Origin of the sequence: Rhizobium leguminosarum (assembly GCF_010668065.1) — a bacterium.
Classification (GTDB): domain Bacteria; phylum Pseudomonadota; class Alphaproteobacteria; order Rhizobiales; family Rhizobiaceae; genus Rhizobium; species Rhizobium leguminosarum_S.
Genome location: NZ_WUEN01000001.1, coordinates 464089 through 489811 on the forward strand (window position 1 = coordinate 464089; position 25723 = coordinate 489811).

Here is a 25723-nt window from a genome sequence, read left to right on the forward strand (position 1 = left end):
TCCGAAGAATGGAGCTTTCATCGGTGTTCGTCTTGTGACAAGGGTGACGCTGCATTTGCTTTGAAGGCGACATGAAGGCAATATCCGGCACGAATCTCGAACAGGCCAAGTCTCACAACCGGCGTGTGGTGATCGAGGTTGTCCGCACGAACGGTCCCTTGTCGCGCGCGGCGATCGCCCGGATGACGGCGCTGACCGCCCAGACCGTGTCGAATATCGTCGAGGAACTGGAGAGATCGCACCTTCTCGTTCCGGCCGAGGCGCAGAAGCTGGCGCGCGGCCAGCCAATCATCCCCTACTCCATCAATCCGCGCGGTGCCTATTCGATCGGCCTCGAACTTGGCCGCCAGCGCGCAAGCGGGGTCTTGACGGATCTTTCCGGCGCCGTCTGCGCGCGCATCGAGCGCCACGTCGAACATCCGGATCCGCAACGGGCCATGCCGGCGCTCCAGGCAATAGTCGAGGATCTTCAGCAGGCCTTCACATTCGACCGGCAAAGGCTGCTCGGCGTCGGGATGGCCCTGCCCGGCCGCTATGCCGATGGCGGCACCACGTCGCTCAGCCCGCTGAGCCTGCCCGGCTGGCAGGATTTTCCTGTCGGGCAAGAGCTGGAACAGCGGGTAAAAGTGCCGGTGCTGGTCGAGAACGATGCGACGGCAGCCGCAATCGGCGAGCGCCTGCATGGCGTTGCCCGCGGTCTGGGCAGCTTCGTCTATCTGTTTCTCGCCGGCGGCGGCGGCATCGGCGCCGGAATGTTCCTCGACGGCCACCTCTACAAGGGCAGCCGCAACAATGCCGGCGAGATCGGGCATGTCATCGTCGAACCGCATGGCAAGCTCTGCAGCTGCGGCAAGCGCGGCTGTCTGGATCGTTACGTGTCACCGGCCGTCGCCTATGAATTCATGGGCATTGCCAATGCCGAGGAGCTGTCGCCCGACGATCTCGACGCACTGATCGCCAAGGGCGGCGAAGGTCTCGACGCCTGGCTGGATCAGGCGGTCCAGCCGCTGCGGCAGACCGTCGATTTTCTGGAGCTTGCCTTCGATCCGCAGACCATCGTGCTCGGCGGCAGCATCTCAACCTCGCTGATGCGGAGGCTTGCAGAGCGGCTGGAGCCGCTGCACGTTCCGATCGACCCCAGCCAGAAGCGGACCATTCCCCGCGTGATGATCGGCATGACCGGCAAGGATACGGCAATCCTCGGCGCCGCCGCTCTGCCGATCTTTTCCGAAACCAATCCGCGCTTCGACGTCCTGCAAAAGCCGCTCGGCTAGCTACCTCCGCCCGGGAGATTGCCGAGGCCGGCCTCTCATCCGCCTGCGGGCAGCCTCGCATCTGACTGCGGCGGGCGACGGGCTAGAGGTCGCGCAAAGATGACCACGTTGCCGAGAAGGGTCAGCGCCAGGCCGATCAGGCCCAGAGCGCTCCAGTGGTAGCCCTCGAAGACCGTCGACAACGACAGGGCGACGATCGGGAACAGGACGGTGGCATAGGCGGCGCGTGAGGAGCCGATGCGGGACACCAGCATGAGGTAGGTGGTGAAGCCGATCACCGATCCGATTGCCGCGAGATAGAGCATGGCGGCAAGATAGGTGATGTTAGGCGGTGCGACGATCGGCGTTTGCGTCACGGCAATCAGGAATAGCAGGACGATCGCGCCATAGGTCATGCCCCAGGCATTGGCGGTCAGCGGCGAGATTCCGACCGCGCTGTTTCGACGCGATGCCATATTGCCCAGCGAGAAGAACAGCGTGCCAAGCGCTGCGAGCCCGATCCCTTTCAACGTGCCCATATCGAAATCGACAACAACGTCCTGTCCGAAAAGCAGGAGGAGGCCGGTTGCTCCGAGCGCCGCTGCGAGAAGCGTGCGGCCTGTAATGCGGTCGCCGAAGAAGAGGCGCGCATTGACGGCATTGTAGATCGTTGCAAGCGAGAAGATCACGGAGATCAGCCCGGACGGGATGGAGGCGGCGGCGTTGTAGAAACAGATGAAATTGAGGCTGAACAGGCAGAGCGCTTGCGCAAGGATGAAAGGTTGATCGCGCCAGGCAGGAAGCTTGAGCTGCCGCATGACAGCCAGGATGGCGACGAGGATCACGGCTGCGACCGCAAATCTGTAAAAGACCGAGACCAAGACCGGCACGGGACCGACCTGCATCGCAATGGCGATCCAAGTCGTCCCCCATATAAGGACGGTGGCGATGAAAAGAGCGGCATTTGCCATGGAGTGATCCTCGTTTTCCCGACCAATAGGCGAACCGTGAGCAGGCCTCTTGCAGATTCTTGCTATGAAATCGAATTGCCCGGACTTCCGGCTCGCCATGCGGGTCGTCCACCGGTATTGTTCGCGCGGCATGGTCAGGTGTGGGGAAGAATTGGTGAAATATAGTCACCCCTCGGTTTTCAGGTTTTTGTCCGCATCTCCCACTGCACGGATGTCACAGTCCATCGATTTGGGTTTCGGGCGATCAGCTGCCATCTGGAGCAATGCACAGGACAGGATGAGCTATGAGCGGCCGAACGGTCATACGTTCAGTCTTTATCTGAGAGGCGGCGCCGGAACGCGTCGTCTGGATGGCAGCCCCGGCGCGCGCGGCCGTCCGGGAGTGCTGTGCATCATGCCACAGGAGCACTCGTCCGAATGGGAAATCACCGACTTTTCCCAATTCGTCCATCTGTATGTTCCCGACGATCAGATGCGCCGGATGTTTGCTGAGACGTTTGACCGCGATGCTCGGCTCATGGCTCTTCCCGAAGTGACCTTCGCAGATGCACCCGCCTTGGCGCACACGCTTCGGCAGATGACGAAAGCGATGTTGGCGGGTGGTCATCTGCTGGCTGAAGAAGCGATGACGCAGGCGATCAACGATTTTTTCGTTGATCCGCGTTATGGAGGGATGCGTCCCTGTGCGATCAGCGGCGGGCTCGCTCCTCATGTGCGCCGCCGGAGTCTGGAGTATATCGAGGCCCATCTCGGTGAGACAATCCGTTTGCAGGATCTGGCTACGATCGGGCAGCTCAGCGCGTTTCATTTTCAGCGGATGTTCCGGGCAAGCTATGGTGTGTCTCCACATGGCTGGGTGGCTCACCGGCGTATCGAGCGCGCTAAATCGATGTTATCAGGCATGGACCCGATCGCGCAGATCGCTTCGGCCTGCGGCTTCAGCAGCCAGAGCCACATGACACGGGCATTCAAGTTGGGCACAGGCATCACACCCTCTGCCTACCGGCAACGACAGTGAAGCCGCTTCGCTCGACACGTGTTTGTTCGCTGTGGGCGGGGCGGCAGCCTTGATCTCCGACCGATAGCGCCGGCTCAGCCGGGAAGCTTATTGAATTTCCGCAGGCTCTTGTCGACGAAGGACTCGGGCAGGAAGCGGCGGATGAAACGCACTTGTCCTGCGGCTTTCCCAGCCGTGTAGCGTCTCTTCGGCGATGGCGCATTGGCGGCCTTGACGACGGCTGCGGCGACCACCTCGGGCGCATCGCCTTTTGAGACGATCTCGCGCATCAGCTTCTCCGCATCGGCGCGCACTGCATCATAGACGGCAAGCGGCCGGTCGGGGCGCGTGATGTTCTCCTCGAAGGAGGTGCGGGTGACACCCGGTTCGACGAGCACGACGCGGATGCCCTGTGTGCGCACTTCATGGTCGAGGGATTCCGAATAGCCTTCGATCGCGTGTTTGGTCGCAGCGTAGAGCGCGTTGAAGGGCGCCGGGATCAGCCCGAGGATCGAGCTCAGGTTGATGATCCGACCGCTGCGCTGCCGCCGCATCACCGGCAGCACCGCGTTGGTCATGCGCATCGTGCCGAAGACGTTGACGTCGAACACGGCTTTGGCCTGCGCCGTCGTCGATTCCTCGGCGCCGCCGAGCAGGCCGATCCCGGCATTGTTGACGAGAAGATCGATCCGTCCCGTGCGTTTCAGAACCTCGTCTACGACGCCCTGCACCGATTGATCGTCGATGACGTCGCAGACCAGCATGGTGATGCCGTCGGCAGTGTCAGCCATCGGCTTTCGGCTGGTGCCGAACACACGGTAACCGTCGCGCCGCAGCGCCTTCGCCGTCACCAGCCCGATGCCGGAGGAAGCCCCGGTGACCAGGGCAATGCCGCGTTCTTTCTTGCTCATTGACGTCTGCCTTCGTTTTTGTCGTGGAACATTCATGCGCATTCTGTTACTATCAAAAAGATAGCAAGTCACTACTAAAAAGATATCGACATGAAGAATCTTTCCGAACAGCCCTGCCTGATCGCCCGCAGCCTGGCGCTCGTCGGCGATGCGTGGAGCATGCTGATCATGCGCGACGCCCATGCGGGGCTGACCCGCTTCGATGAATTTCGCAAAAGCCTCGGCATCGTCCCGACAATGCTGACGGGGCGGCTGTCATCGCTGACCGAGGAAGGATTGCTGGAAAAGCGCCGCTATTCCGAGCGTCCGCCGCGCGACGAATATGTGCTGACGCAAGCCGGCCGCGACTTTCTGCCGGTGCTGTTTGCAATCGGCGCCTGGGGCCGCAAGCACCGCGGCGGCGGTGCAGTCACCCGCTTCTTCGACGCTGAGACCGGAACCGAGATCGATCCCGTCACCATCGACCGCGCGACCGGCGCGCCGATTGGGACACGTCCTATTCGTATCGCCGCACCCGAATGCGAACTGCCCGCGGCAGATGAAGCGGCACCTGACAACACCCTTTGAAAGCGATTTCAGTATCCCCCGCCATCACCGCCTCCGGCGATGGCGAGGGTGATCCTCAAATCAAAACCCGTGGCCCGATCCGGGCGCTACGACTGCTGCAGCCCGTAGAGCAGCGGCATCAGTCCTGCGAGCGCCCTGAAACGCTCCCACGACTTGGATGACGGCTTCGTCCAGCCCGTTTCAGCAAGCGCGGAAATGCGCGGAAAGACGAGGCGGTCGAAAACGGCGCGATCCGTCATCGGCTCGGACCAGATGCAGGCCTGGATGCCGAGGAGTTTCTGTTTCTGGCTCACCGTCCAGCCGCCGATGGGGTCGAAATTGTAGAGCTTCTCGGCATCCGAAGTCCCCGCCCAGCTGGCGCCGGGTTCGTCCCAGTCGGGCCTGAGCGCCATGTCGAGGTAGTAGACCTGTCCGGGGCAGACGACGATTTCGTAGCCGCGCTCGGCAAGTTCGGCCGAGACCTCGACATTGCGCCAGCTGCAGAGATAGCTCTTTGATTTGTCGATGACATCGCCGTGGGCCGCCTCTTCCCAGCCGCCGGTGATGCAGCCCTTGCTCGCAAGGAAGCGCTGGACGCGGCTCAGGAACTCCGCCTGCAGGATGGCGGCGCCCGAGCCGTGGATGTCGTCGGCGCCATGGGTATTGGTCACGACGTTCAGCCGCTTGGCATGCGCATCGGCAACCTCGTCGCCCGCCACGCTACGCAGGCGCTCGAGCGCTTCCGGCGAGCCGGACCATGCGCCGAGCGGCACTTCGTCGGCGCCGAGATGGATGGTCTTGAACGGAAAGAGCTCGATGAGTTCCGAAAGGATCGTCTCGATGATCTCATAGGTCTTCTCGCGGGCCGGATTGATGCAATTGTCGGGAAAGCCCTGAACCGAATAATAGCTGCCGACCTCGGCCGGATCGCGCAGTTCCGGTATCGCCTGCAGCATGGCGTAGCAATGGCCGGGGACATCGATCTCCGGCACGATCTCCACGCCGAAGCCCTTGGCCTGGGCGACGATCTCGCGGATGGCGGCCTTGGTATAATAGCCGCCGGTGCGGGCCGGGCTCGAACCGAGCAGCGGCGGAACGGCCAGACCGTGGCCGCGCCAGGCACCGACCGCGGTCAAATCAGGATAGGCGTCGATCTCGACGCGCCATGCTTCGTCGTCGGAAAGGTGCCAGTGGAAGCGGTTGAGCTTGTTCCAGGCAAGCACCGCCAGGAGCTTCTTAACTTCGGCTGCGCCATAGAACTGGCGGGCGACGTCGAGATGCAGGCCGCGCCAACCCATCGACGGCTCATCGACGATCTCGCCGGACGCCGGAAACTGGAAGACCTCGGGATGCAGCCTTGCACCGCGCCAGATCTGGCCGAGCGTGACGAGGCCGTAGAGGTAGCCGGTCTGGCTGCTTGCCTCGATGGTGATCGTCTCACCCTCGAAGCTCAGCCGATAGGCCTCCGGCCCGAAGCCGGCGGCATCCTTCAGGGCAACCGGAACCGCGCCTTCCGCCTCGCTCCGCACGATGCCTTCGACGGCGAAGAGATGCTCGACCAGCGCTGCGAAACTGCGTGTTGCCGCCTCCCCTGCAACGCTCTGCGCCTGCGGCGCAAAACCGGCCGGCAGCGGCCGACGCGAGGCGACCGCCACATGGTTCGGCCAGGGAATGATCGACACCTGAACGGGCGCATTGACCGGCACCGGATAGATCTCGGCGCCACGCTTCAATGGCGCGTTGCTGACCGAGGATCGCGTCGGCTCGATGGTGAGCACGATCGTGCTGCCATCGGCCAGAGCGAGATAACCGCTCGTGGCGCCGTCCGTCCAGTGGCGGAACTGCCAGCTCAGCGCATAGACCGAGATCGCCCACGTCTCGCCGGCGCCGAGAACGAAATTGGCCGGCGGCTGGAACTCGGTGAAATTCGACAGCCGCTGCGAAACCGTGGCGCCTTCGACGCGCCCGGCCGGATCGACACGGCCCGGGCCGCTGACGCAGAGGGAGAAATTCGAAAGCGGCTCGGTGCCGAGGTTCTTGAGGCGCAGGACGTAGGAGAATTCCTTACCATCAGCAGGCGGATTCCAAAGGGTTTCAAGCCGCAGGGCTTTTGGTCGCGGTGTGGACATTGTCATTCTTTCCTCTTGAAGATCGGATCATGCGTATTCCGGCGTACTACCGGGAGCGGAATTGGGGGTAGGCATGGCGCCAGCGGCCTTTTTGTAGGCGGCCGAGGGTGTGATGTTGCCGATGATCGCGTAAGCCCAGCCCGGTCGGAGCGCTTGCTGCCGCAAAGCCGGCTCCGATGGAAATGGCGCGGGGGGCATCCTTGCTCAACCTCATCCCCGCGATCCCGTTATTTTTGAAGTCAATCAAATTGATTTAAGATTGATAGTCAGTTTCCCGCCGACACGTCAATTGCCGATTGGAAATTTCTGCAGCGCCTCCGGATCGGCTCTCAGCAGACATTAACGGGGGCATGACCTTCACCGAAAAAGTGGCCGGCAAATCGAGCAACCGAGCCTTGGCATCGCATTCCCGCGAAAAAATATCGCCGCGTCCCTTCGTGTTAACGATTAAGGTACTTTTAAGTACCATAATTGAACCCAACGATGGCGAATTGACCTTCCCGAACACGGGTCGATAAGCATGAGGCTGCTCGCCACGGCCCGGATTGACCCGGGATGCAACACATCCAACTTCATGAACGGGTCGAATTTCCAATGACGAGCATCAATACGAACAATTCCGCGATGGCTGCCCTTCAGACGCTGCGCAGTATCAATTCCAATCTCGAAACGACACAGAACAGTGTCTCTACCGGCTACCGGGTCGACACCGCATCCGACAACGCCGCCTACTGGTCGATCGCAACCACGATGCGGTCCGACAACAAGGCACTTTCCGCCGTGTCCGACGCCCTTGGCCTCGGCGCAGCAAAGGTCGATACTGCCTATACGGCAATGGAAAATGCGATCGACGTCGTCGACGAGATCAAATCCAAGCTTGTGGCAGCGACTGAAGACGGTGTCGACAAATCCAAGGTCCAGGAAGAAATCACGCAGCTTCAGAATCAGCTGCTGAGCATCGCCCAGTCAGCGTCGTTCTCTGGTGAGAACTGGGTCGCGGGCGAAAGCGGCACGAAAAGCGTCGTGTCGTCCTTTGTTCGCGATGGCTCCGGCGCCGTTTCCGTTAAAGTGACGGATTATGCCCTGGATACCAGCTCCACGGGCAATGTGTTGTTCGGCATGAGCAGCGGGACGATCGATACCGCGTCCGGCATCCTCGGAACGGTGGACGCAAATGGCGATTCCGTCTATTCGCTCGACATTACCGACTTCACCACCGGTCAGATCCAGTCGGCGCTGTCGACCATCGAATCCGCGCTGTCGGCGATGACCTCTGCCGGTGCGCAGCTGGGTTCGATCTCGACGCGCATCGAACTGCAGGAAGACTTTGTCGGTGCGCTGTCCGATTCGATCGAGTCGGGCGTGGGACGGCTGGTCGACGCCGACATGGAGGAGGAGTCGAGCAGGCTGTCTGCCTTGCAGACACAACAGCAGCTTGCGATCCAGTCGCTATCGATCGCGAATTCGTCGTCGCAGAATATCCTGTCGCTCTTCCGCAGCTAAGCACCGGACAAATAGGACGCTCGGACCAAATCCGTTGAACAGAGGATCGAGCCTGACCCACCCGGTCAGGCTCGATCGCAATTGGGGATGGAAATGCCTACAGCGCCGCTGTCTTTCAGACGCGGCGCTGCATCACTTTGAATTGCTGCATATTTTACTCTCGATCGATTCCGATTTAAGGAATTCTGCAGTAGTCTTCGCACCCTGGGCGGAGAATGCAGCGCGCGGGATCATCGCATGTCGGAACGACTTGAATCTGCCCGCCCTGATGAAACGCCCGCCATCGTCTGGCTCGGCTTCATGGCGATGTGCGTCGGCATGTTCATGGCGATCCTCGACGTCCAGGTGGTGGCGACATCGCTGCCGACCATCCAGTCGGCGCTGGATATCGATCCGGATCAGATGAGCTGGATACAGACGGCCTATCTCATCGCCGAAGTGGTGGCGATCCCGCTCACCGGCCTCTTGACGCGGCTTTTGACGATGCGATGGCTGTTCGTCACCGCCATCAGCCTGTTCGTCGCAGCCTCTGCCGGCTGTGCGATGAGCGGCAGCTTCGGCGAGCTGGTAGCCTGGCGGGTGCTTCAGGGCTTTTCCGGCGGAACCCTGATCCCCTCGGTGTTTTCAGCCGTGTTCATTCTCTTCCCGAACGAGCGCCAGGCGCTTGCGACGACGATCGCCGGCGTTCTCGCGGTGTTGGCCCCGACCGTTGGGCCGATCGTCGGCGGATGGCTGACTGAGACCTACTCCTGGCACTGGCTGTTCCTGATCAATATCCTTCCAGGCATTGCCTCGGCAATCCTGGCGGCACGGTCCTTGCCGAGGCAGGCGACCGATCCGTCCGAACTCAGGCATCTCGACGGTCTGTCGCTGCTGCTGATGGCAACCGCGCTGACGAGCCTGGAACTCAGCCTGAAAGAGGCGCCGACGAGCGGCTGGGGCTCGGCCTATGTCTTAAGCCTGCTGGCGGTCTGTCTTGCATCGGGAGGCGTCTTCGTCTGGCGAACGTTGCGCCGAGACAGGCCGATCGTCGATCTCGGCAATTTCGGTGACCGGAACTTTCTCGTCGGCTCGGTTCTGAGCTTCGTGCTTGGCATCGGCCTCTTCGGTTCGGTCTATCTCATGCCGGTCTTTCTCGCTTTCATCAGGGGACACGACGCCCTCGAAATCGGCATGACGATGCTGGTCACCGGCGTCGCGCAGCTGATCACGGCGCCGATCGCGGTCGCGCTGGAGAAGCGCATGGACGCGCGATTGCTGTCGGCGGCCGGTTTCGCGCTCTTTGCGATCGGTGTCGGGATGAGCGCTTTTCAGGACCCTCGTTCGGATTATGACGCGATGTTCTGGCCGCAGGTGGTGCGCGGCGTCGCCATTATGTTCTGCCTGCTGCCGCCGACGCGGCTGGCGCTCGGTACACTTCCGCCAGACCGCATCCCCGATGCGAGCGGACTTTTCAACCTGATGCGCAATCTCGGCGGGGCGATCGGCATCGCCCTCATCGACACCATCATCTACACGCGCTCGGAGCCGCTGGGACAAGTCCTCTGGACCCGCCTTCAGGCCGGCGACGTCGAGGCTGCGACATTCGTCGGCGCACCTCTTCAGACGATATCCGGGCATAGTGGCAGCTTCGACGCGGATACCACGGCGCTGCTCGATCCGTTGGTCCAGACCGCCGCAAGCGTCCAGGCGATCAACGAAGCCTGGATGGTGATTGCCGTCCTGACCGGCTGCGCCCTGCTCTCAGTGCCCTTTGCCAGGCGGCCAACGTCAACGTGAAAACCAGGGTTGAGGAAGCCGCTTTAGGCGAATCAACTAAGCTCCCGTGGATGAACGGTTAACCTGGCGAATGGCTTGAAATCGTCGGCCGTGCCGAGCCCCATGGCCCTATCGCGCATCCGTAGCGAAATCTAACCTACGATTTCGGCTTGAAGAACCTATCGGCTTCCTTCATCGCATTCTGCGCCGAACCGTACAGCGCGCTTACGGCATCGCGCATTTCGGCAAACGCCTGCATGGTTCGTGGCGAAATGTAATCGCCTCTTGCTTCGGCATTAAGCCGCAAAGCTCTCTCGCAATCGGCGGCAATTCTATCCAGCTCCGGCGAAACCCGATAGAGCCGTTCCAAAATGGCGTCGATGTCACCCTTGGCGCGTTCAGACATTCGTTCTGCCATCAAACCCTCACCATTGTGTCGCTTCCCTGGAGCCGAAGAACTCCTAAAGCAGTGTTCCCTGCCCGGCTTCGTCAGCCACTTTTACGTCCGCGTCGCCACGACGTGGCTCGCATATCGCTCCGGTCTCAAACAAACTCTATTGATGACTGAATTACGGTTATAGGACCGAAGCCAGCGCCTGGGAATTGGGATGCCGGTCGATCAACCCCGGCGGCAACGCGTGATTTTCTCAGACAAAAAAAAGGGCCAACGGAGAACCGTGGCCCATTAATTGTGAAGGTATAAACCTCCAGAGGGGAACAGCTGAAACGACGGAACTGGGAGGAAAGCCGTCGTGTTGCATCAGCTATGATCACTATGCTCCTTTTTTTACCAGTTGGAAAACATTTTTTGTGCAATGCAGCTATGCAATGACGGATCATCCAGCCGAAAATAGTCCGTGGTGGATGGCATCTTGAAGGCTCTCACCGCGACCTGGATCTTGAACTTTTTAGAAGGCGTCGATCTGGCGCAGGACTAGGCCGCAATGGAACGAGCCATCCAATGGAGAAGATGCCATGCGTGAGGAGGCGATGCCTTTGATTGGGTTCGACGGTTTCGCTTGATTTTACTCGGCGTCGTCGTTCGCCTTTGGGAACAGTTGCAGCACATTTGACCCACTCGGGTGCGCGAGAGTGCGAGCCTTTGAGCGCTGCGAGTTATTTTCTCCAGCCTTTTGGACAGCTGAAACGAGACCTTCCCGCTGGCGATAATAATCTGGCTTGGCAGGCAGGGTGAGGTCAAACTCTTCAAGCATACGCTCAATAATGTCCATCGCTTCAGCCGCCAGACCAGCATAACCTTCTTGGCGTCGTTCGAAGAAGCCATCGTATCCGGGCCTGGAAAGGTCGAGACTATCCAACGCATAAGAAAGGGTCTTCACTCGGTTCGACAACCACAAAATTTCTTCTGAAAGCTCGGTATTAAAAAGCCCCCAGTTTGCGTCCTGCGGAAGTGCAAGGGTTGGATCGGGAACGTGAAACGCGAATTGGCCTTCATCCATAGGATTGAATTCGGGCATGTCGTGAACGGCCGCATAGCTGGCTCCGACAAAATCGTCTAGGGCCAGCACCGTCAGCATCGCTAGGTTTTTAACCTCGGCTTTCGGGCGCCGGTTGATCCCAGACTTCGCAAGTCGAATGACGATGGGAAGCAAGGAGCCAGCGGCTAAACCGCCGGCGCCGATGAACGCTCCCATTGCCATGATCCCTTGAGTGGTTTCGAAGAACTGCGTCAATAGTCACCTCGTTGAATAGGAGCTGCGAGTTGCACGCACAGACGGAATCAGCGCTTTCCGTCCCAGTTTGCCTTGAACTTAAACGATAGGGAACTCCGTTCCCGCCGGTATGGCCCATTGAGCAACCTGACGGCATCATCGTCTCCGGCGACCTCAGTTCCTTTGACGCCTTGGCAATGACCTCTCGGTGCAACTTTCGAATTGAAACATCAAGTGATATCGGCTGGCCTGTCTTTCAAGGACCTAATCGAGAACCGGCGATAGTGGTAAGATTTCTCTCAACCATTTTGCGTCATCCTCCAGTTCCCTTCTGAAGCCAATCGACGAGATCTCAATGGCCACGGACCTTGACCGCAGTTTTCAAATGCCCCGACGCGACGAGCTTGGCCTCTTCACGATCAGCAACGGTTCCGGCCTGTCGATATCGGCCTTGCCGAACGGCACCCTGTTTGCCATCGAATACGCCGACGACAAGGGATCGCTGCAGATCAACCAGATCCAGGGCTCGCCGCTCGCCGGCGGCGTCGGTCGCCTTTATCTGCGCATCGGCGGCGCCGCGCCCGAGGTGGTGGAGCTTGTCGGGCCTCGCGCTAACGGCAGCTTCGGGCACGATGCGACGAGCCTCTCCTGGAGCGGCAAAACAGGCGATATCGGCTACAATGTCCGCCTCGAGCTTCATCCCTCTGAAACGGCCTGGTTCTGGCGTGCCTCCATCCGGCATCTGAAGGATGGGACGCTGCCGGTCGATCTGGTGCTGATCCAGGACGTCGGCCTCGGCGATCGCGGCTTCCTGATGAACAGTGAAGCCTATGCATCGCAATATGTCGATCATCATATCGCCGATCACGAGACATTCGGCCCTGTCGTGATGAACCGGCAAAATCTCAAGATGTCGGGCGCCCGCAACCCCTGGCTCGCGCAGGGCTGCCTTGATGGGGCGGCTGCCTATGCCACGGATGCGATCCAGCTGGTGCAGGCGAGCGACCGCCTCGACGACTTGCTGGTCGGGCCTTTCGGCACCAGCTTGCCGAGCAAACGGCGGCAGCAGGAGACGGCATGCCCCGCCATTCAGTCGAAATCGCTTTCTGTGCCGGCGACCGGCGCGACCACGACCTTCTTTGCCGTGTTCGTCGCCGATCATCCCGAGGCGTCGAGCGATGCCGACCTTTCACGGCTTGACGAGCTCGCGGCGACAGACAGTGCGGCCGCCGATATCGAGGAGGCCGCGCCGGTCCGCAGCCTGCTCCAGGATGCTGCCCTGCTGAAGGCCGAGGCGCTGGACAAAAAGGCGATCGGCAAGCTCTATCCGGAGCGAAGCCTGGAAGAGCGCGTCGACGGAAAGCTTCTTTCGTTTTTCGTCTCCGATGGCGTTCTGAACCGCCATGTGGTCCTGCGCGACAAGGAGCTGATTGTGGCGCGCCGTCACGGCGCGATCGTCAGAAGCGGTGAGAATATGCTGCTCGACGATACGACGCTTGCCGCGACCTGCTGGATGCAGGGCATTTTCGCGGCCCAGCTGACGATCGGCAATACGTCCTTTCACAAGCTCTTTTCCGTCTCCCGCGACCCCTACAATCTGACCCGCGCCAGCGGGCTGCGCATCATGGCGGATATCGGCTCCGGCTGGCAGCTTCTGGCGGTGCCGTCGGCTTTCGAAATGGGGCTCAGCGATTGCCGCTGGATCTATCGCCTCCCCGAACGCACGATCATCGTGTCGGCGGTCGCCTCCGGCGAGGATGCGGCGATGCAGTGGTCCGTCTCCGTCGAGGGCAAACCGTGTCGCTTCCTGGTATTCGGCCATGTCGTGCTTGGCGAGCGTGAATATGACGCGGGCGGGCAGATCGAATTCGATCGGTCGGACAAACGCATCCTTTTCCGGCCGGACCCGGCCTGGCTCTGGGGCGAGCGCTATCCCGATGCCAGCTATTGGCTGGTCACTTCGACGCCCGACGCGATCGAGGAAATCGGCGGCGACGAACTGCTCTACAGCGATGGAATAACACGCAACGGTGCTTTCGTGGCGCTCCGATCCCTGATCACGCAGGCGCTCTCTTTCGCCGTCGTCGGCTCGATGACCGATGCTGCGGAAGCCGAGCGGCTGGCGCAGCGTTATGAGGCCGGCGTCACCGACGAAGCCATGCTTGCACCGGCATCGAAATTCTGGCGGAACGCCGTGCGCGGCCTGACGATCGCCAGCACTTCGCCCGACCTTGCCGCGCAGACGACGCTGCTGCCGTGGTTGGCGCATGATGCGATCGTGCATCTGAGCGTACCGCACGGCCTCGAGCAATATACCGGTGCGGCCTGGGGTACGCGCGACGCATGCCAGGGGCCGATCGAATTCCTGCTCGCCTACGAGCATGATCGCGAAGCCAAGGAGGTGCTGAAGACCGTCTTCAGTGAACAATACCTGGAAAAAGGCGACTGGCCGCAATGGTTCATGCTGGAGCCCTATGCCAACATCCGGGCAGGCGATAGTCACGGCGACATCGTCGTCTGGCCGTTAAAGGCGCTCTGCGACTACATCGAAGCGACCGGCGATCTCGCCATCCTCGACGAGAAAGTCTCCTGGCGCGACGAAAAGACGATGGCGAGGGCGCCGGAGCTCGACACTATCGCGATCCATGTCGAGAAGCTGCTCGAGACCGTTCGCGAAGCTTTCATTCCCGGAACGCATCTGATCCGCTATGGCGAGGGAGACTGGAACGATTCCCTGCAACCGGCCGATCCGCATCTGCGCGACTGGATGGTCAGCAGCTGGACCGTTGCCCTGCTCTACGAGCAGATCGTCCGTTATTCGGCGATCCTGCGCCGCCTCGGCCATGGCGACAAGGCCAAGGGCTTGAGGAAGATCGCAACGGCGATGCGCCGGGATTTCAACCGCCATCTCGTGCGCGACGGCGTCGTTGCCGGCTATGGCATCTTCGATCCCAGCCATGACGGCGTTGAATTGCTGCTGCATCCGAGCGACCGGCGCACCGGCCTGCACTTTTCGCTGATCTCGATGACGCAGGCGATGCTCGGCGGCCTCTTCACGCCGGTTCAAAGACGCGATCATATGAAGCTGATCGAAGAGCATCTGCTTTTCCCCGACGGGGTGCGGCTGATGGAAAAGCCCGCGACCTATGCCGGCGGGCCCGAGACGCTGTTTCGCCGGGCCGAATCCTCCTCCTTCTTCGGCCGCGAGATCGGGCTGATGTATGTCCATGCGCATCTGCGCTACTGCGAGACGTTGGCGCTCGATGCCGAGGCGGAGGACCTCTGGAAGGCGATCGCCGTCGTCAATCCGATTTCTGTCACATCAGCGCTGCCGCATGCATCGCTGCGCCAGCGCAACACCTATTTCAGCAGCAGCGATGCGGCTTTCCATGACCGTTATCAGGCAGCGGCCGAATGGGAACGCGTCAAGGCGGGAGAGATCGCCGTCGACGGCGGATGGCGGATCTATTCAAGCGGCCCGGGGCTCTACATCAGGAGCTTCGTCGAAAATATCCTCGGCTTCAAACGGCGCTTCGGCCGGCGCAAACGCAAACCGCTTCTGCCCGCGATCCACGCTTCTGCTGATCTGCAAACCGACCACGCCGCCTGGCGGCGGCTGATGAAGTTGAAGCCTGAGGTGTGAAGCGGGGGCGCCATGCACTGCGGTATTATGCGGTAGCGTCGCGCAACTCTTCGAAGCGCGCGGCACTCTTCGACAGGTGGCTTCGGATGGCGCGGCGCGCAGCAAGCTCGTCGCGGTCGCGGATCGCCGCGAATATGGCATGGTGTTCCCTGCGCATGCGCGCCGCATGGCGCTTGCGCTCGGCTGATGTCATCTTGTCCAAGCGCGCCCATTGCCGCGGCACCATGATGTTGCCGAACGTGTCGAAGAGGCGGCCGTAATAGGAGTTGTGCGTCGCGACCAGAATGGATCTGTGGAAAGCGTAATCCTCTTGCGCGCCATATCCACCCTCCTCGAGCGCCTTGTCGAGGGCATCGAGACGATCCTGCATGCGGTCGATGTCCTCCTGCGTGCGCCGCAGCGCGGCAAGACCGGCGGCTTCGTATTCGACCCCCATGCGCAGCTCCAGCACGCGCAGAACCTCGTCGATCGACTGCAGGTCGTTCGGAATGATGGAGAAGGATCTGGGGGTCGGATCGTTCGAGACGAAAGCGCCAAGGCCCTGCCGCGTGGTGATCAGTCCCTTCGCGCGCAGCGCGGCGAGCGCTTCGCGAACGATCGTCCGGCTGACGCCGGTCGCCGTCATGATCGCCTGTTCGGTCGGCAGGCGCTGGCCGGGCTTCAGGTCGCCGGACTCGATTTGCGCCGTCAACATATCGGCAAGGTTGCTGCGCAGGTTCGGCACCTGCTGAACGGTATTGAAGACTGCGTTGTCCTTATCTGCCATCCTGTTTCGAAATCCTGGTGTCGAGGCGGCTGCGCCGGCCCCGTTTCCTGTTCGCATTTCGTATCCACGCCGATGCGGTGGGCAGCAGCCCTAGAACAGGATGATTTAGGCCGGTCGGCCTAAAATCTGAATCCTGTTCTAAATTAAAGAGTTAGAGCATGATGTCGTCCGAAAACCGCTCACACTTTTCGGCATCATGCTCTAGCGCATAACCCCGAAAACCGGAATCGATTTTCGGGGTTATGCGGAAAATGAAAGCGATAGAGCGCCCTTAGCGCGTCTGAAAGACGCACGGCGCTCCAGGCCTGATCGGTTGGTGAGACCGATCAGCGCGCCAGCCAACCGCCATCGACGGGCAGCACCGTTCCATGCACGTAGTCGGATGCCGACGATGCGAGGAATACGGCCGCACCGCCGATTTCGGACGGCGTTCCCCAGCGCCCGGCCGGGATGCGGGCGAGGATGGCGGCATTGCGGTCGGCATCCTCGCGCAGCGCCGTGGTGTTGTTGGTGACGAAATAACCGGGGGCGATGGCGTTGACGTTGACGCCCTTGCCGGCCCATTCGCAGGCAAGCAGCTTGGTCAGTCCGGCGAGGCCACTTTTCGAGGCAGTATAAGACGGGATCCGGATGCCGCCCTGGAAGGAGAGCAGCGAGGCGATGTTGATGATCTTGCCCCTGCCCTTGTCGACCATGTGGCGGCCGGCCGCCTGAGACAGGAAGAAGGCAGTCTTCAGGTTGACGTCGATCACCGCGTCCCAGTCTTCCTCGGTGAAGTCGAGCGCATCGGCGCGGCGGATGATGCCGGCATTGTTGACGAGGATGTCGAGACCGCCGAAGGTCTGGATGGTCTCAGTGACAATCCCCTTGACCGGTTCGATGCTGGCAAGATCGGCCTTGATGACATGGAAGCGGCTTCCCGCTTCCTGCACCAGCGCCTCGGTTTCGTCCATCGAGGAGCGCCCTACGGCGACGATCGACGCACCGGCCTGCGCCAACGCTGCCGCGATGGCCTGGCCGAGACCGGTATTGGCGCCGGTGACGACGGCGACCCGGCCGGAAAGGTCGAAGGGATTTGCCACGATGCTCACCTCAGATCCGCAATGGCGATATGGTCCATGTCGGTGAAGCTCTTATTGTCGCCGGCCATCGCCCAGATGAAGCTGTAGTTCTTGGTGCCGGCGCCCGAATGGATCGACCAGGGCGGCGAGATGACCGCCTGTTCGTTGGCGACGAGCATATGCCGGGTCTGCTGCGGCTCGCCCATGAAATGGAACACACGCTGTTCCGCTTCCAGATCGAAATAGAGATAGGCTTCCATGCGGCGGTCATGCGTATGCGCAGGCATGGTGTTCCAGACGCTGCCCGGCTCGATCATGGTGAAGCCCAGGGTGAGTTGGCACGACTGGCAGACTTCCGGATGGATGAACTGGTAGATCGACCGCTTGTTGGCCGTCGCGGCTTCGCCCGGCGTCAGGTGACGGGCCTTTTCGCGGGTGAGCAACACGGTCGGGTGCGCTTGATGCGCTGGCGTCGAGACCAGATAGAACTTTGCCGGATTGGCGGCATCCGCGCTCTCGAAGCTGATGTCCCTGGCACCCTTGCCGACATAGAGGCAATCATATTTGGCAAGATCGTAGTTCGTGCCGTCGACGATGATGCGGCCGGCACCACCGATGTTCAGGGCGCCGAGTTCACGTTCGGCAAGGAAGGTTTCCTGTCCGATCGCCGTCGGCGCCGTTAGCGTCAGCCCGGGGCCGAGCGGCGTCGCGCCGCCGATGACCATCCGGTCGTAATGCGAATATGTGAGCCGGATCTCGCCGCTCGCGAAGACGGTTTCCACCAGAAAGTGACGCCGCAGCGTCTCCGTGTCGAAATCGCGCACGGCCTCGGGATGGGAGGCGTGCCTCACGTCGATCTGCATGTCAATTTTCCTTCCGCTTCATTGTCGCTACGGGTCGTCGCTGTTGCGGGAGCCGGTCTTGTCCGGCCTGTTCCGCTGCGGCGGTATCCATCCGGTTACATAGTTGTACGACAAGTTTGGTGTCAACAGGTTTGTCCGTGCGCACTTGAGGAGACGCAAGGCCCGCAAGAGTACGAAAGAAAATCTGGGAATAGACAGGAGAATTTCCGGAGATGATGACGCCATCATCCAAGCAATGGATCGCAAGCGGTCGTTCTTGGCGCGATCCGGCAGTGCTATCGGCCAAAACGAAAAAGCCTGCCGCGGGAGGAGGTGCGGCAGGCTTTCGTAAAAAACCGAACGACAGCTGGGAGGAGGAGTGCTGTCATTCCACAGACGACCCTGGGAGGAGGATGGGGCGCCTGTACATCGAAGGGATGCGGGAGGAGGTGCATCGCTTCGATAGAAATAATCATACTTATTTTTTGCTCAGTTGATAGGCACTTCTTTGCAGGGCAGCTATGCGTTATGCGAAAAGCGGGAGGCTCGATCACATGGTCCATCTGCCGGAAGCACAAAAGCAAAGCGCCCGCTCGGGAGGAAGCAGGCGCTGGCATAGTCTTTGAAGATGCTTGGTCTAAGCTGCCGTTAGCGGGCGATGGCTGCGCGGGCGACGTTGCGGATTTCGCTGCGGCCGATGCCGAGGTCGTCCAGTTCGCGTGCGGACATACGACCCAGTTCAGCGACCGTCTGACGGTACTTGCGCCAGTTATTGAAAGAGCGTGCTACGTTCATGATGATCCCCTTTCGTGGGCTTTCGAAGCTTAGCTGCCAGTCCTTGGCGCTTCGTTCGCTTCGATGAGTTGTATATAGTATGAGACCGCTGATTATTGCAGCGCCAATGCATCACTGCACCTATGCGGCGCTTGCATGGGTCGCCAAATCTAGTAGCCAATCAGGATCCGAACCGCTTCGCGGTCAGAGTTTGAAGCGATCGAAGGCGGTCAGCCGCACGATCGGCGGCTCCGCCTCGGCCCAGCGGTAAATATCCGAGCGCAGATAGGAAAGCTCGTCGCCGAGATCCTCTTCGCCGACTTCGATCCACCAGGACTTCAGGCGGCCGTCGCTGCCGTCCGACCAGCGATAACCCCGCGCCTTCAGATGATCCTTCATCTCGAACGGGCTGTGTTCGGCAAAGATACGGATGCGCGAGCGCTGGCTGGCGCGGTAAAGCTCGGTGAACGGGCTTTCACCGTCGCGCTGCTCCTGATCGAGGATTTCCAGGAGGGCGTGGCAGTCGTCCACGGCGCGATGGCCTTCGTGAAAATAACCGGCCTGGCCGACGAGATAACCGAGCTTCGTGCCCTCGAAGCCACGGGCGCTCCAATCGATCTCCGACACCGAGCATGCCCAGGCCTTGCCGGTGAAAATCTTCGAGAAGGCCTCGCAGAACGGCCGGTCGAAACCGGCATTGTGGGCAATGATCAGGTCCGCCGGCTCGATCAGAGTTCTCAGCGATTGGATATCGATGCGCTGTCCTTCGACCATCGCATCGGTGATACCCGTCAGCCGGGTGATCTCGGGCGGAATCGGCCGGGACGGCTGTTGCAGGCCGCCGTAAATGCCGACGATATCGCCGATCGCGCCGTCATCGTCGAAGGTAAAGGCGACGGCGCCGATTTCGATGATCTCGTCGTTGCGGTGGTTGAGACCGGTGGTCTCCGTATCGAGAATGACGCCGAGCCGCGAAAACCCGGGCCGTCTGACTGACGCAATCGGCCGGGCGGCCAGTTTTCTCAAGATGCGATAGTTGCCGCTCTCTTCGAGCGCCCGCACCATGTCTTCATCGGAGTGGACGACCGGTTGCGATGGCCGCCGGTGCGATGGACCGCGTGCCTTGGCCGTCGCGGGCGATGCCTTGGCAAACATGTCGAGTTGCGAATCTCTGTGCACGCTCATCGAATCTATATGTCACGGAGACGCGATTTAATCCATCGCATGACAACGCCGCGGGTCTTTTCGCGAGGCGCAAGGAACGCTGCGGCACTTTGAATTATGCAGTCGCCAGATGCGGTGGAGTATCAACGCGTACCGTTTTGTCTGGCGGGAAGCTCAGCCGGCAGACCGCGCCGGGACTGCGGTTGTCGATCGTCACCTCGCCGCCGTGCATGCGCAGGATGTCGCGAACGAGATTGAGGCCGAGGCCGGCGCCGCGTCCGTCGTGATGGCGCTTGAAGAACGGCTCGAATATCCGATCCCGCATATCGGCGGGGATGCCCGGTCCCTCGTCCCTGACCTCGATCCAGTGGCAGCCGGCGGTCAGCGTAATGGTGCCTTTCCTGCCGCCGTGGTTGATTGCGTTCTGCAGGATGTTCATCAGGGCGCGCTGCAGCGCCAGAGGATCGCCCTCGATCTCGCCGGCGCCATCGACATCGAACTGCACCGTATAACCGGCGGCAAAGGCCAGCGGCGCCATCTCGATGATGACCTTCCTCGCCAACTGGCCGAGGTCGACCTTGGTGAACTGGACCTTGCCCTGTTTCAGTCGCTGAAGATCGAGCATCTGCTCGGTGAGAACGGCAAGCCTTGCGGCATCTTCCAACAGGTCGGTCTTGATCGAACTGTGCGGCAGGGATCCAATTCTCGTATTCAGAATGGCGATCGGCGTGCGCAGCTCATGGGCGGCGTCGGTCAGAAACCGTTCCTGCCGTTCATAACCCTCGTCGAGACGGCCGAGCGCGCGATTGACGGCGTGCACCAGCGGCGCGATCTCTTCCGGAGTATCGGTTTCAGACAGCCGGCCGCCGCGCTGGTCGATATCGATCGTATCGGCCTGGAGCGCGGCCTGATCGATCCCGACCAGCGACCTTCGCACGACGAGCGGCGTCGCGATCAACGCACCCAACGCCATCACCGCGACGATGGGAATGACAATTTTCGCAAGGACTAGCGAAAGCTTGAGCAGGATGAAGGTGGACGAGTTGGGGCCGTCGGTGCCCGTCAGAAACTGCACCTGTCCCCAATCCGTCGCTACCCACTTCATCAGCGCAGCCGGACGATCGTGGTCGCCGAGATTCAAGCCGAACTTGGCTTGGCCGACATGATCGAGTGTGTTGCCGATTGTGGCATATTCTTCCGGGATCCGGCCTTCGGTCAAAACATGTCCCTGCATATCGCGAACAGTGTACCAGAGATCGGGCGCGTCCTTGCGCAGCTGTCGCAGATCCTCGGTCTCCCTCAGGCTCAATTCTCCGGTGGGCTGGCGGAAGACGGCCTGGCGCAGGATCTCGATCGTACCCTCCGTCGATCTGAATTCGGATATCTTGCCAACCGAAATCAGCACGATCATCACCAGGATGAGCACGACCGATTGCACGGCAAGAAGGCGCCAGAACAGGCGCTTGCGCAGCGAATAGGAGCATCGTTTGCTCATGATGCTTCACGCAGGAGATAGCCCACGCCCCGGATAACGTTGATGACCACGCCTGCCTGCGATGCTGCCAGCTTGCGCCGCAGCCGCGATATGTGGGAATCGAGCGCGTTCGACTGGATCTCGTCGTCGAAGCCGAAGACCGCTTCCATCAAGGCCGGTCGCGGCACCATGCGGCCGGCACGGCGCATGAGGCATTCGAGCACCAACGCCTCCCGGCGCGGCATTTCCAGACGCAGGCCGGAGACGATGATGTCGCAATAGGTCGGATCGAACGAAAGCCGGCCGATCGAGATCAGCGCCGGGCGCAAGGTTTCGGAGCGGCGCATGACGGCACGCAGCCGCGCCAGAAGTTCGTCGAAGACGAAGGGCTTGGCAAGGTAATCGTCGGCGCCGGTCTCAAGGCCGGTGATCCTGTCTGGAACCTCTCCCTTGGCGGTGATGACGATGATTGGCAGCGTCAGCCCCTTCTTGCGGATCTTCGGAATGAGTTCGAGGCCATCGCCGTCGGGCAGTTGCCGATCCAGGAGGACGGCGTCGTAAGCGCCGTCGCCGATCACCAGTTCGGCGTCGCATAGGGTCGAAACGTGATCCATCACCATGTCGTGCCTGGTGAGCGCCCCCCGGAGCGCCACGGCCATTTGAGGTTCATCCTCGATCAGTAATATGCGCATCTCACATTCCTATCGGGGCCGTCGATCCACAGGAAGAGACCATATCACCCTCGAGCAAGTCTGCGATGCCTGTCGCGCATTGAATGCCGGATCGCCGCCTCGTAGCAAAGGATCGTATCATCACGCGCGGCGCTGCTCGATCAACATCATTGGCTGGTACCTGCGGCTGATCCGATACACCGCAGCCGGCGGGATATTGCGCAACGTCCAGCCGATCCTCGTGGCGACAAGGCCGAGGGAGTCGAGGATTTCGACGGGCACCGGGCATTTCGGCCCGTAGGTGAATTGATAGAAGGCACCATGCGGTCTGAGGTTGGAAAAGCAGCCCTCGAGCAGCGCCTGCACATCGTCCGGCCGCATGGCGAGAAGCGGAAGCCCGCTGACGACACCACCGAAAAAGCTTCTGGAAAGCGCCGTCTTCCACATCCCCCGCACGTCCAGATGCAGCACCCTGGCGTCGGGAAAGCGATCTTGAAGCAGCGTGGCGAAATCCCGTTCGTATTCGATCAGAGTCAGATCGCGCTCTGCAATGCCGCGTTCCAAAAGGGCCGCGGTGAAAACGCCGGTGCCCGGGCCGAGTTCGAGAACCGGCCCGGTCAGCGCAGAAATTTCCTTGGTCATCAGGCCCGCAAGGCGGGGGCCTGATGGTGTGATCGAGGCGATGCGCAGCGGTGCGCGAAGCCAGGCGAGAAGAAAGCGTCGGCGATCGAAACGTGGCATGGGACCTTCACGGTGGCTGATTGGTCCCACCTATGAACCGGCTCAACATTGCAACAGTCTGTCATGACGCAGTCACGGTGCCGCAGACGCAGATCTTCATGCCTGAAACGCGACCTTCCGGTGCGCTGCTCTCAGCCCCCTCCTGTCGATCCAGCTTTTGATTTCGGCGGCAATCGCCTCGGGCTGGTCCTCGGGCGCGATATGGCGTGCCGGCCCGCACCCCCTGATCTCCAGGCCCGCGATGTTGTCGCGGCACCACGAAATCATCTCGTTGCCGATCAACAGCGTTTCGGAGGGACCGTCGAAGGTCAGCAACAGCTTGGGAACCTCAGGACTGGCGGAAAGCCAGCGGTCATAGGTCTCGATCCTGGCGACCACATCGGCCGGCTCGCCGTTGATCGGCATGGCGCGCGGCCATTCCAGCAGCGGGCGCCGGCTGTTACGGTCCGGATAGGGTGTGCGATAGACATCCCAGTCGGCATCGCCGAACCCTTTCAGCGTGGTCGCGCGCAAGGCCTGTTCGATGAAGAAATTTTCGTCGAGGACCTTGGCCTCGCCGGTACCGGCACCCCGTAACAGTTCATAACGCGCCTTTCCGCCGCCTGGCAGATCCTCCCAGCTCATCGGCCGCAGGATGGTTTCCATGAAGGCGATGCCGCGCACTCGCTCGGCGTGGCGCGAGGCCCAGTCGAATGCCAGCGCGCCGCCCCAGTCGTGGCCGACGAGCACGACGCCGTCGAGGCCAAGCGCATCGAACCAGGCGTCGAGATAGGCGATGTGATCGCCATAGCGATAGCCGATATCGGGTTTGCCGGAGCGTCCCATGCCGATGAGATCGGGCGCCAGGCAGCGGCCGGGCCCGATGCCGGGCATGATGTTCCGCCAGAGATGCGATGAGGTGGGATTGCCGTGAAGGAAGACGATCGGGTCGCCCTCCCCCAGCTCCTCGTAGGAGATGAACGAGCTGAGGATATCGATGGTCGGCATATGGAGCTCCACGCTTTCGTGCTATATAGGCAGGCGACTGTCCATTTACCATATAGACAGGTAACTGTCTATATCGCTGCGCGAGGTTCTATGTCGTCGTCTTCCCTTGGCCTGTTGTTGCGTCTGGTCCATCAGCATTGGACACAGGCTGTCGAAGCGGCACTCGATGAGGCCGGCTACGGCGATATCCGCCCGCCGCATGCCAATGTCTTCACCTTCGCGCGGCCGGAGGGCATCCAGGTCAGCGAGCTGACCAAGCTCGCCCGTGTTCGCAAGCAGACGATGACGCAGGCCGTGGAAGAACTCGAGCGCCTGGGTTATGTCGAGCGCCGGCCCGATCCGAACGACCGGCGCGGCCGGCTGGTGTTTCTAACGGAAAAAGGCCAGGGGGTCAGGCCGATAGCGATGGCGGCGGGCCGGCGCGTCGATGAAAGCTGGGCGGCCTTGACCAGCCAGCAACAGATGGACGATTTGCGGACAGCACTCCGGCGGCTGCTGGAGCAGCTGCAATAGCAAAGCGGGTTGGTATCAGAGCGACCCTTTCCACTTAACCGTCGCGCGACCGAAGGAGAATGTATGCCTGGTGACAAAAGCAAGGGTGCCGACGAGGATGTCGTCATCATCGGCGCCGGTGCCGCCGGCATTGCCGCCGCCCGCCGTCTGCAGGCAATCCGCTCGGATCTCTCCATCCTCCTGGTTGAAGCCGGCGATCGTCTCGGCGGTCGCGCCTGGACGGCCAGCCTGCCTGAAGCCGCCGATATCGGGCTCGATCTCGGCTGCGGCTGGCTGCATGGCGCGCGGACCAATGCCTGGACTGCGATCGCCGGCGAGGTCGGATTGACGGTCGACCGCACACCGGCACCCTGGAACGATGGCGGACGGCGACTTCAGCGGGATGACGCGGCGGCGCGTGCCGCGAGGGAGGCGATCGGCGCCTATTTCGAGCGCCTCGAGAGCCACGCGGGGAATGACGCAGCCATGGCCGATATGCTCGAGCCGGGCAATCCCTGGAACGGCCAGATCCGGGCGGTCGGCACCTATATCACCGGCGCCGAACTGGAGCGGTCGTCGGTCGTCGATTACAACAGATACGATCCCGGCCCTGGCCCTGACTGGCGGGTGCGCGAGGGCTATGGAACGCTGGTCTCGCTTTACGGCAAGCCGGTTCGGGCAAGGCTCGGCGCCGAGGTCACGCGCATCGACCATCGTCATGCCGGCCGTATCGGCATCGAGACGAACCAGGGTGTGCTCAGTGCCCGCGCCGTGCTGGTGACGGTTTCGACCAATGTGCTTGCCGCCGGTAAGATCGCCTTCGACCCGCCTTTGCCTGACAAGATCGAGGCAGCGGCCCAATTACCGCTCGGGCTGGCCGACAAGCTGTTCTTGAGGCTCGCAAATCGGGAGGCGTTGCCGGCTGACACGCATATGTTGGGCTCTACCCGTCGCGGCGCGACCGGCACCTATCAGCTCCGGCCGTTTGGCGCGCCCGTCGTCGAGGCTTATTTCGCCGGCGACCTCGCGCATGATCTGGAGGGGCAAGGCAGAGAGGCTGCCTTCTCCTTCGCTGGAGACGAACTGGCGGCACATTTCGGCGCGGATATCCGCAAGGAATTGTCGGTGGTCGCAATGTCGGCCTGGGCCGCAGCGCCCCATATCGGCGGCTCCTATTCCTACGCCGAGCCCGGTGCCTCCGATCAACGCGGCCGTCTCGCCGCGCCGCATGACGAGCGGATCTTCTTTGCCGGCGAAGCCTGTTCGACATCGCGTTATTCGACGGCGCACGGCGCCTACGAGACCGGCGTCGCCGCAGCCGATCGGATCGCCGGGTCGTTTTCGTGAAATCCGTGCCTTCGCCGGCT

General features: G+C 61.4%; 23 protein-coding genes. 9 read left to right on the top strand and 14 right to left on the bottom strand.

Going from position 1 to position 25723, the window contains the following annotated elements:
- The first annotated feature begins 71 nt into the window (after positions 1-71).
- A complete protein-coding gene (locus GR198_RS02140) occupies positions 72-1274 on the top strand; it encodes an ROK family transcriptional regulator (protein ID WP_029874835.1) in 1203 nt (400 codons plus the stop codon).
- Between the two features lie 35 nt (positions 1275-1309).
- Here the strand turns inward: GR198_RS02140 and GR198_RS02145 are convergent, their stop codons facing one another.
- Complete coding sequence (locus GR198_RS02145) at positions 1310-2224, bottom strand: DMT family transporter (RefSeq protein WP_029874834.1); 915 nt, start codon at positions 2222-2224, stop codon at positions 1310-1312.
- A 277-nt stretch (positions 2225-2501) separates the two neighbouring features.
- Between GR198_RS02145 and GR198_RS02150 the strand changes: the two genes are divergently transcribed.
- Entirely contained in the window at positions 2502-3242 is a 741-nt protein-coding gene (locus GR198_RS02150; RefSeq protein WP_029874833.1) for a helix-turn-helix domain-containing protein, read from the top strand.
- 74 nt (positions 3243-3316) lie between these two features.
- On the opposite strand, the gene GR198_RS02155 is transcribed toward GR198_RS02150, so the two are convergent.
- Positions 3317-4132, bottom strand: a complete 816-nt coding sequence (locus tag GR198_RS02155; protein ID WP_029874832.1) for an oxidoreductase — start codon at positions 4130-4132, stop codon at positions 3317-3319.
- Between the two features lie 90 nt (positions 4133-4222).
- On the opposite strand from GR198_RS02155, the gene GR198_RS02160 reads away from it, so the two are divergent.
- Positions 4223-4699 carry a winged helix-turn-helix transcriptional regulator gene (locus GR198_RS02160; RefSeq protein WP_029874831.1) on the top strand — a complete coding sequence of 159 codons (477 nt, stop codon included), beginning with the start codon at positions 4223-4225 and terminating at the stop codon, positions 4697-4699.
- Between the two features lie 86 nt (positions 4700-4785).
- Here GR198_RS02160 and GR198_RS02165 read toward each other — a convergent pair whose 3' ends face one another.
- A complete protein-coding gene (locus tag GR198_RS02165) occupies positions 4786-6813 on the bottom strand; it encodes a beta-N-acetylhexosaminidase (protein WP_029874830.1) in 2028 nt (675 codons plus the stop codon).
- A 588-nt stretch (positions 6814-7401) separates the two neighbouring features.
- On the opposite strand from GR198_RS02165, the gene GR198_RS02170 reads away from it, so the two are divergent.
- Complete coding sequence (locus tag GR198_RS02170) at positions 7402-8310, top strand: flagellin N-terminal helical domain-containing protein (protein ID WP_029874829.1); 909 nt, start codon at positions 7402-7404, stop codon at positions 8308-8310.
- 237 nt (positions 8311-8547) lie between these two features.
- Complete coding sequence (locus GR198_RS02175) at positions 8548-10089, top strand: DHA2 family efflux MFS transporter permease subunit (protein ID WP_029874828.1); 1542 nt, start codon at positions 8548-8550, stop codon at positions 10087-10089.
- A 136-nt stretch (positions 10090-10225) separates the two neighbouring features.
- Here GR198_RS02175 and GR198_RS02180 read toward each other — a convergent pair whose 3' ends face one another.
- Entirely contained in the window at positions 10226-10486 is a 261-nt protein-coding gene (locus GR198_RS02180) for a hypothetical protein (protein ID WP_012763191.1), read from the bottom strand.
- Between the two features lie 607 nt (positions 10487-11093).
- Entirely contained in the window at positions 11094-11762 is a 669-nt protein-coding gene (locus tag GR198_RS02185; protein ID WP_029874827.1) for a hypothetical protein, read from the bottom strand.
- A gap of 334 nt (positions 11763-12096) precedes the next feature.
- On the opposite strand from GR198_RS02185, the gene GR198_RS02190 reads away from it, so the two are divergent.
- A complete protein-coding gene (locus GR198_RS02190) occupies positions 12097-15384 on the top strand; it encodes a GH36-type glycosyl hydrolase domain-containing protein (RefSeq protein ID WP_164067196.1) in 3288 nt (1095 codons plus the stop codon).
- A 25-nt stretch (positions 15385-15409) separates the two neighbouring features.
- Here GR198_RS02190 and GR198_RS02195 read toward each other — a convergent pair whose 3' ends face one another.
- From GR198_RS02195 to kduI, 3 genes are all read right to left on the bottom strand, one after another.
- The gene (locus GR198_RS02195) at positions 15410-16150 is read right to left on the bottom strand and encodes a FadR/GntR family transcriptional regulator (protein WP_029874825.1); all 741 of its coding nucleotides are present in this window, start codon (positions 16148-16150) and stop codon (positions 15410-15412) included.
- Between the two features lie 326 nt (positions 16151-16476).
- The gene (kduD, locus tag GR198_RS02200) at positions 16477-17241 is read right to left on the bottom strand and encodes a 2-dehydro-3-deoxy-D-gluconate 5-dehydrogenase KduD (protein WP_312876434.1); all 765 of its coding nucleotides are present in this window, start codon (positions 17239-17241) and stop codon (positions 16477-16479) included.
- Complete coding sequence (kduI, locus tag GR198_RS02205) at positions 17238-18074, bottom strand: 5-dehydro-4-deoxy-D-glucuronate isomerase (protein WP_164067201.1); 837 nt, start codon at positions 18072-18074, stop codon at positions 17238-17240. Before kduI ends, kduD begins: the two co-directional genes overlap by 4 nt.
- A 212-nt stretch (positions 18075-18286) precedes the next feature.
- Between kduI and GR198_RS02210 the strand changes: the two genes are divergently transcribed.
- Positions 18287-18550 (top strand): hypothetical protein, encoded by a 264-nt coding sequence (locus tag GR198_RS02210; RefSeq protein WP_155248978.1) that lies wholly within the window; start codon positions 18287-18289, stop codon positions 18548-18550.
- A 151-nt stretch (positions 18551-18701) separates the two neighbouring features.
- Here GR198_RS02210 and GR198_RS02215 read toward each other — a convergent pair whose 3' ends face one another.
- The 6 genes from GR198_RS02215 to GR198_RS02240 form a co-directional block, all read right to left on the bottom strand.
- Positions 18702-18848 carry a DUF1127 domain-containing protein gene (locus tag GR198_RS02215; protein ID WP_003548073.1) on the bottom strand — a complete coding sequence of 49 codons (147 nt, stop codon included), beginning with the start codon at positions 18846-18848 and terminating at the stop codon, positions 18702-18704.
- 183 nt (positions 18849-19031) lie between these two features.
- Complete coding sequence (locus GR198_RS02220) at positions 19032-20012, bottom strand: 3'-5' exonuclease (protein WP_164067204.1); 981 nt, start codon at positions 20010-20012, stop codon at positions 19032-19034.
- A gap of 94 nt (positions 20013-20106) precedes the next feature.
- The gene (locus GR198_RS02225; RefSeq protein ID WP_164067207.1) at positions 20107-21486 is read right to left on the bottom strand and encodes an ATP-binding protein; all 1380 of its coding nucleotides are present in this window, start codon (positions 21484-21486) and stop codon (positions 20107-20109) included.
- Positions 21483-22157 carry a response regulator transcription factor gene (locus GR198_RS02230; protein ID WP_011655266.1) on the bottom strand — a complete coding sequence of 225 codons (675 nt, stop codon included), beginning with the start codon at positions 22155-22157 and terminating at the stop codon, positions 21483-21485. The genes GR198_RS02225 and GR198_RS02230 overlap by 4 nt, the downstream gene beginning before the upstream one ends.
- 120 nt (positions 22158-22277) lie before the next feature.
- Positions 22278-22877 (bottom strand): class I SAM-dependent methyltransferase, encoded by a 600-nt coding sequence (locus tag GR198_RS02235; protein ID WP_164067210.1) that lies wholly within the window; start codon positions 22875-22877, stop codon positions 22278-22280.
- 96 nt (positions 22878-22973) lie between these two features.
- Complete coding sequence (locus GR198_RS02240; RefSeq protein WP_164067213.1) at positions 22974-23864, bottom strand: haloalkane dehalogenase; 891 nt, start codon at positions 23862-23864, stop codon at positions 22974-22976.
- Between GR198_RS02240 and GR198_RS02245 the strand changes: the two genes are divergently transcribed.
- Both GR198_RS02245 and GR198_RS02250 read left to right on the top strand, forming a co-directional pair.
- Entirely contained in the window at positions 23865-24377 is a 513-nt protein-coding gene (locus tag GR198_RS02245) for a MarR family winged helix-turn-helix transcriptional regulator (RefSeq protein WP_164067216.1), read from the top strand.
- Positions 24378-24440: 63 nt separating this feature from the next.
- Positions 24441-25703, top strand: coding sequence for a flavin monoamine oxidase family protein (locus GR198_RS02250; RefSeq protein ID WP_164067219.1), 1263 nt, complete (start codon positions 24441-24443; stop codon positions 25701-25703).
- Positions 25704-25723 lie beyond the last annotated feature (20 nt).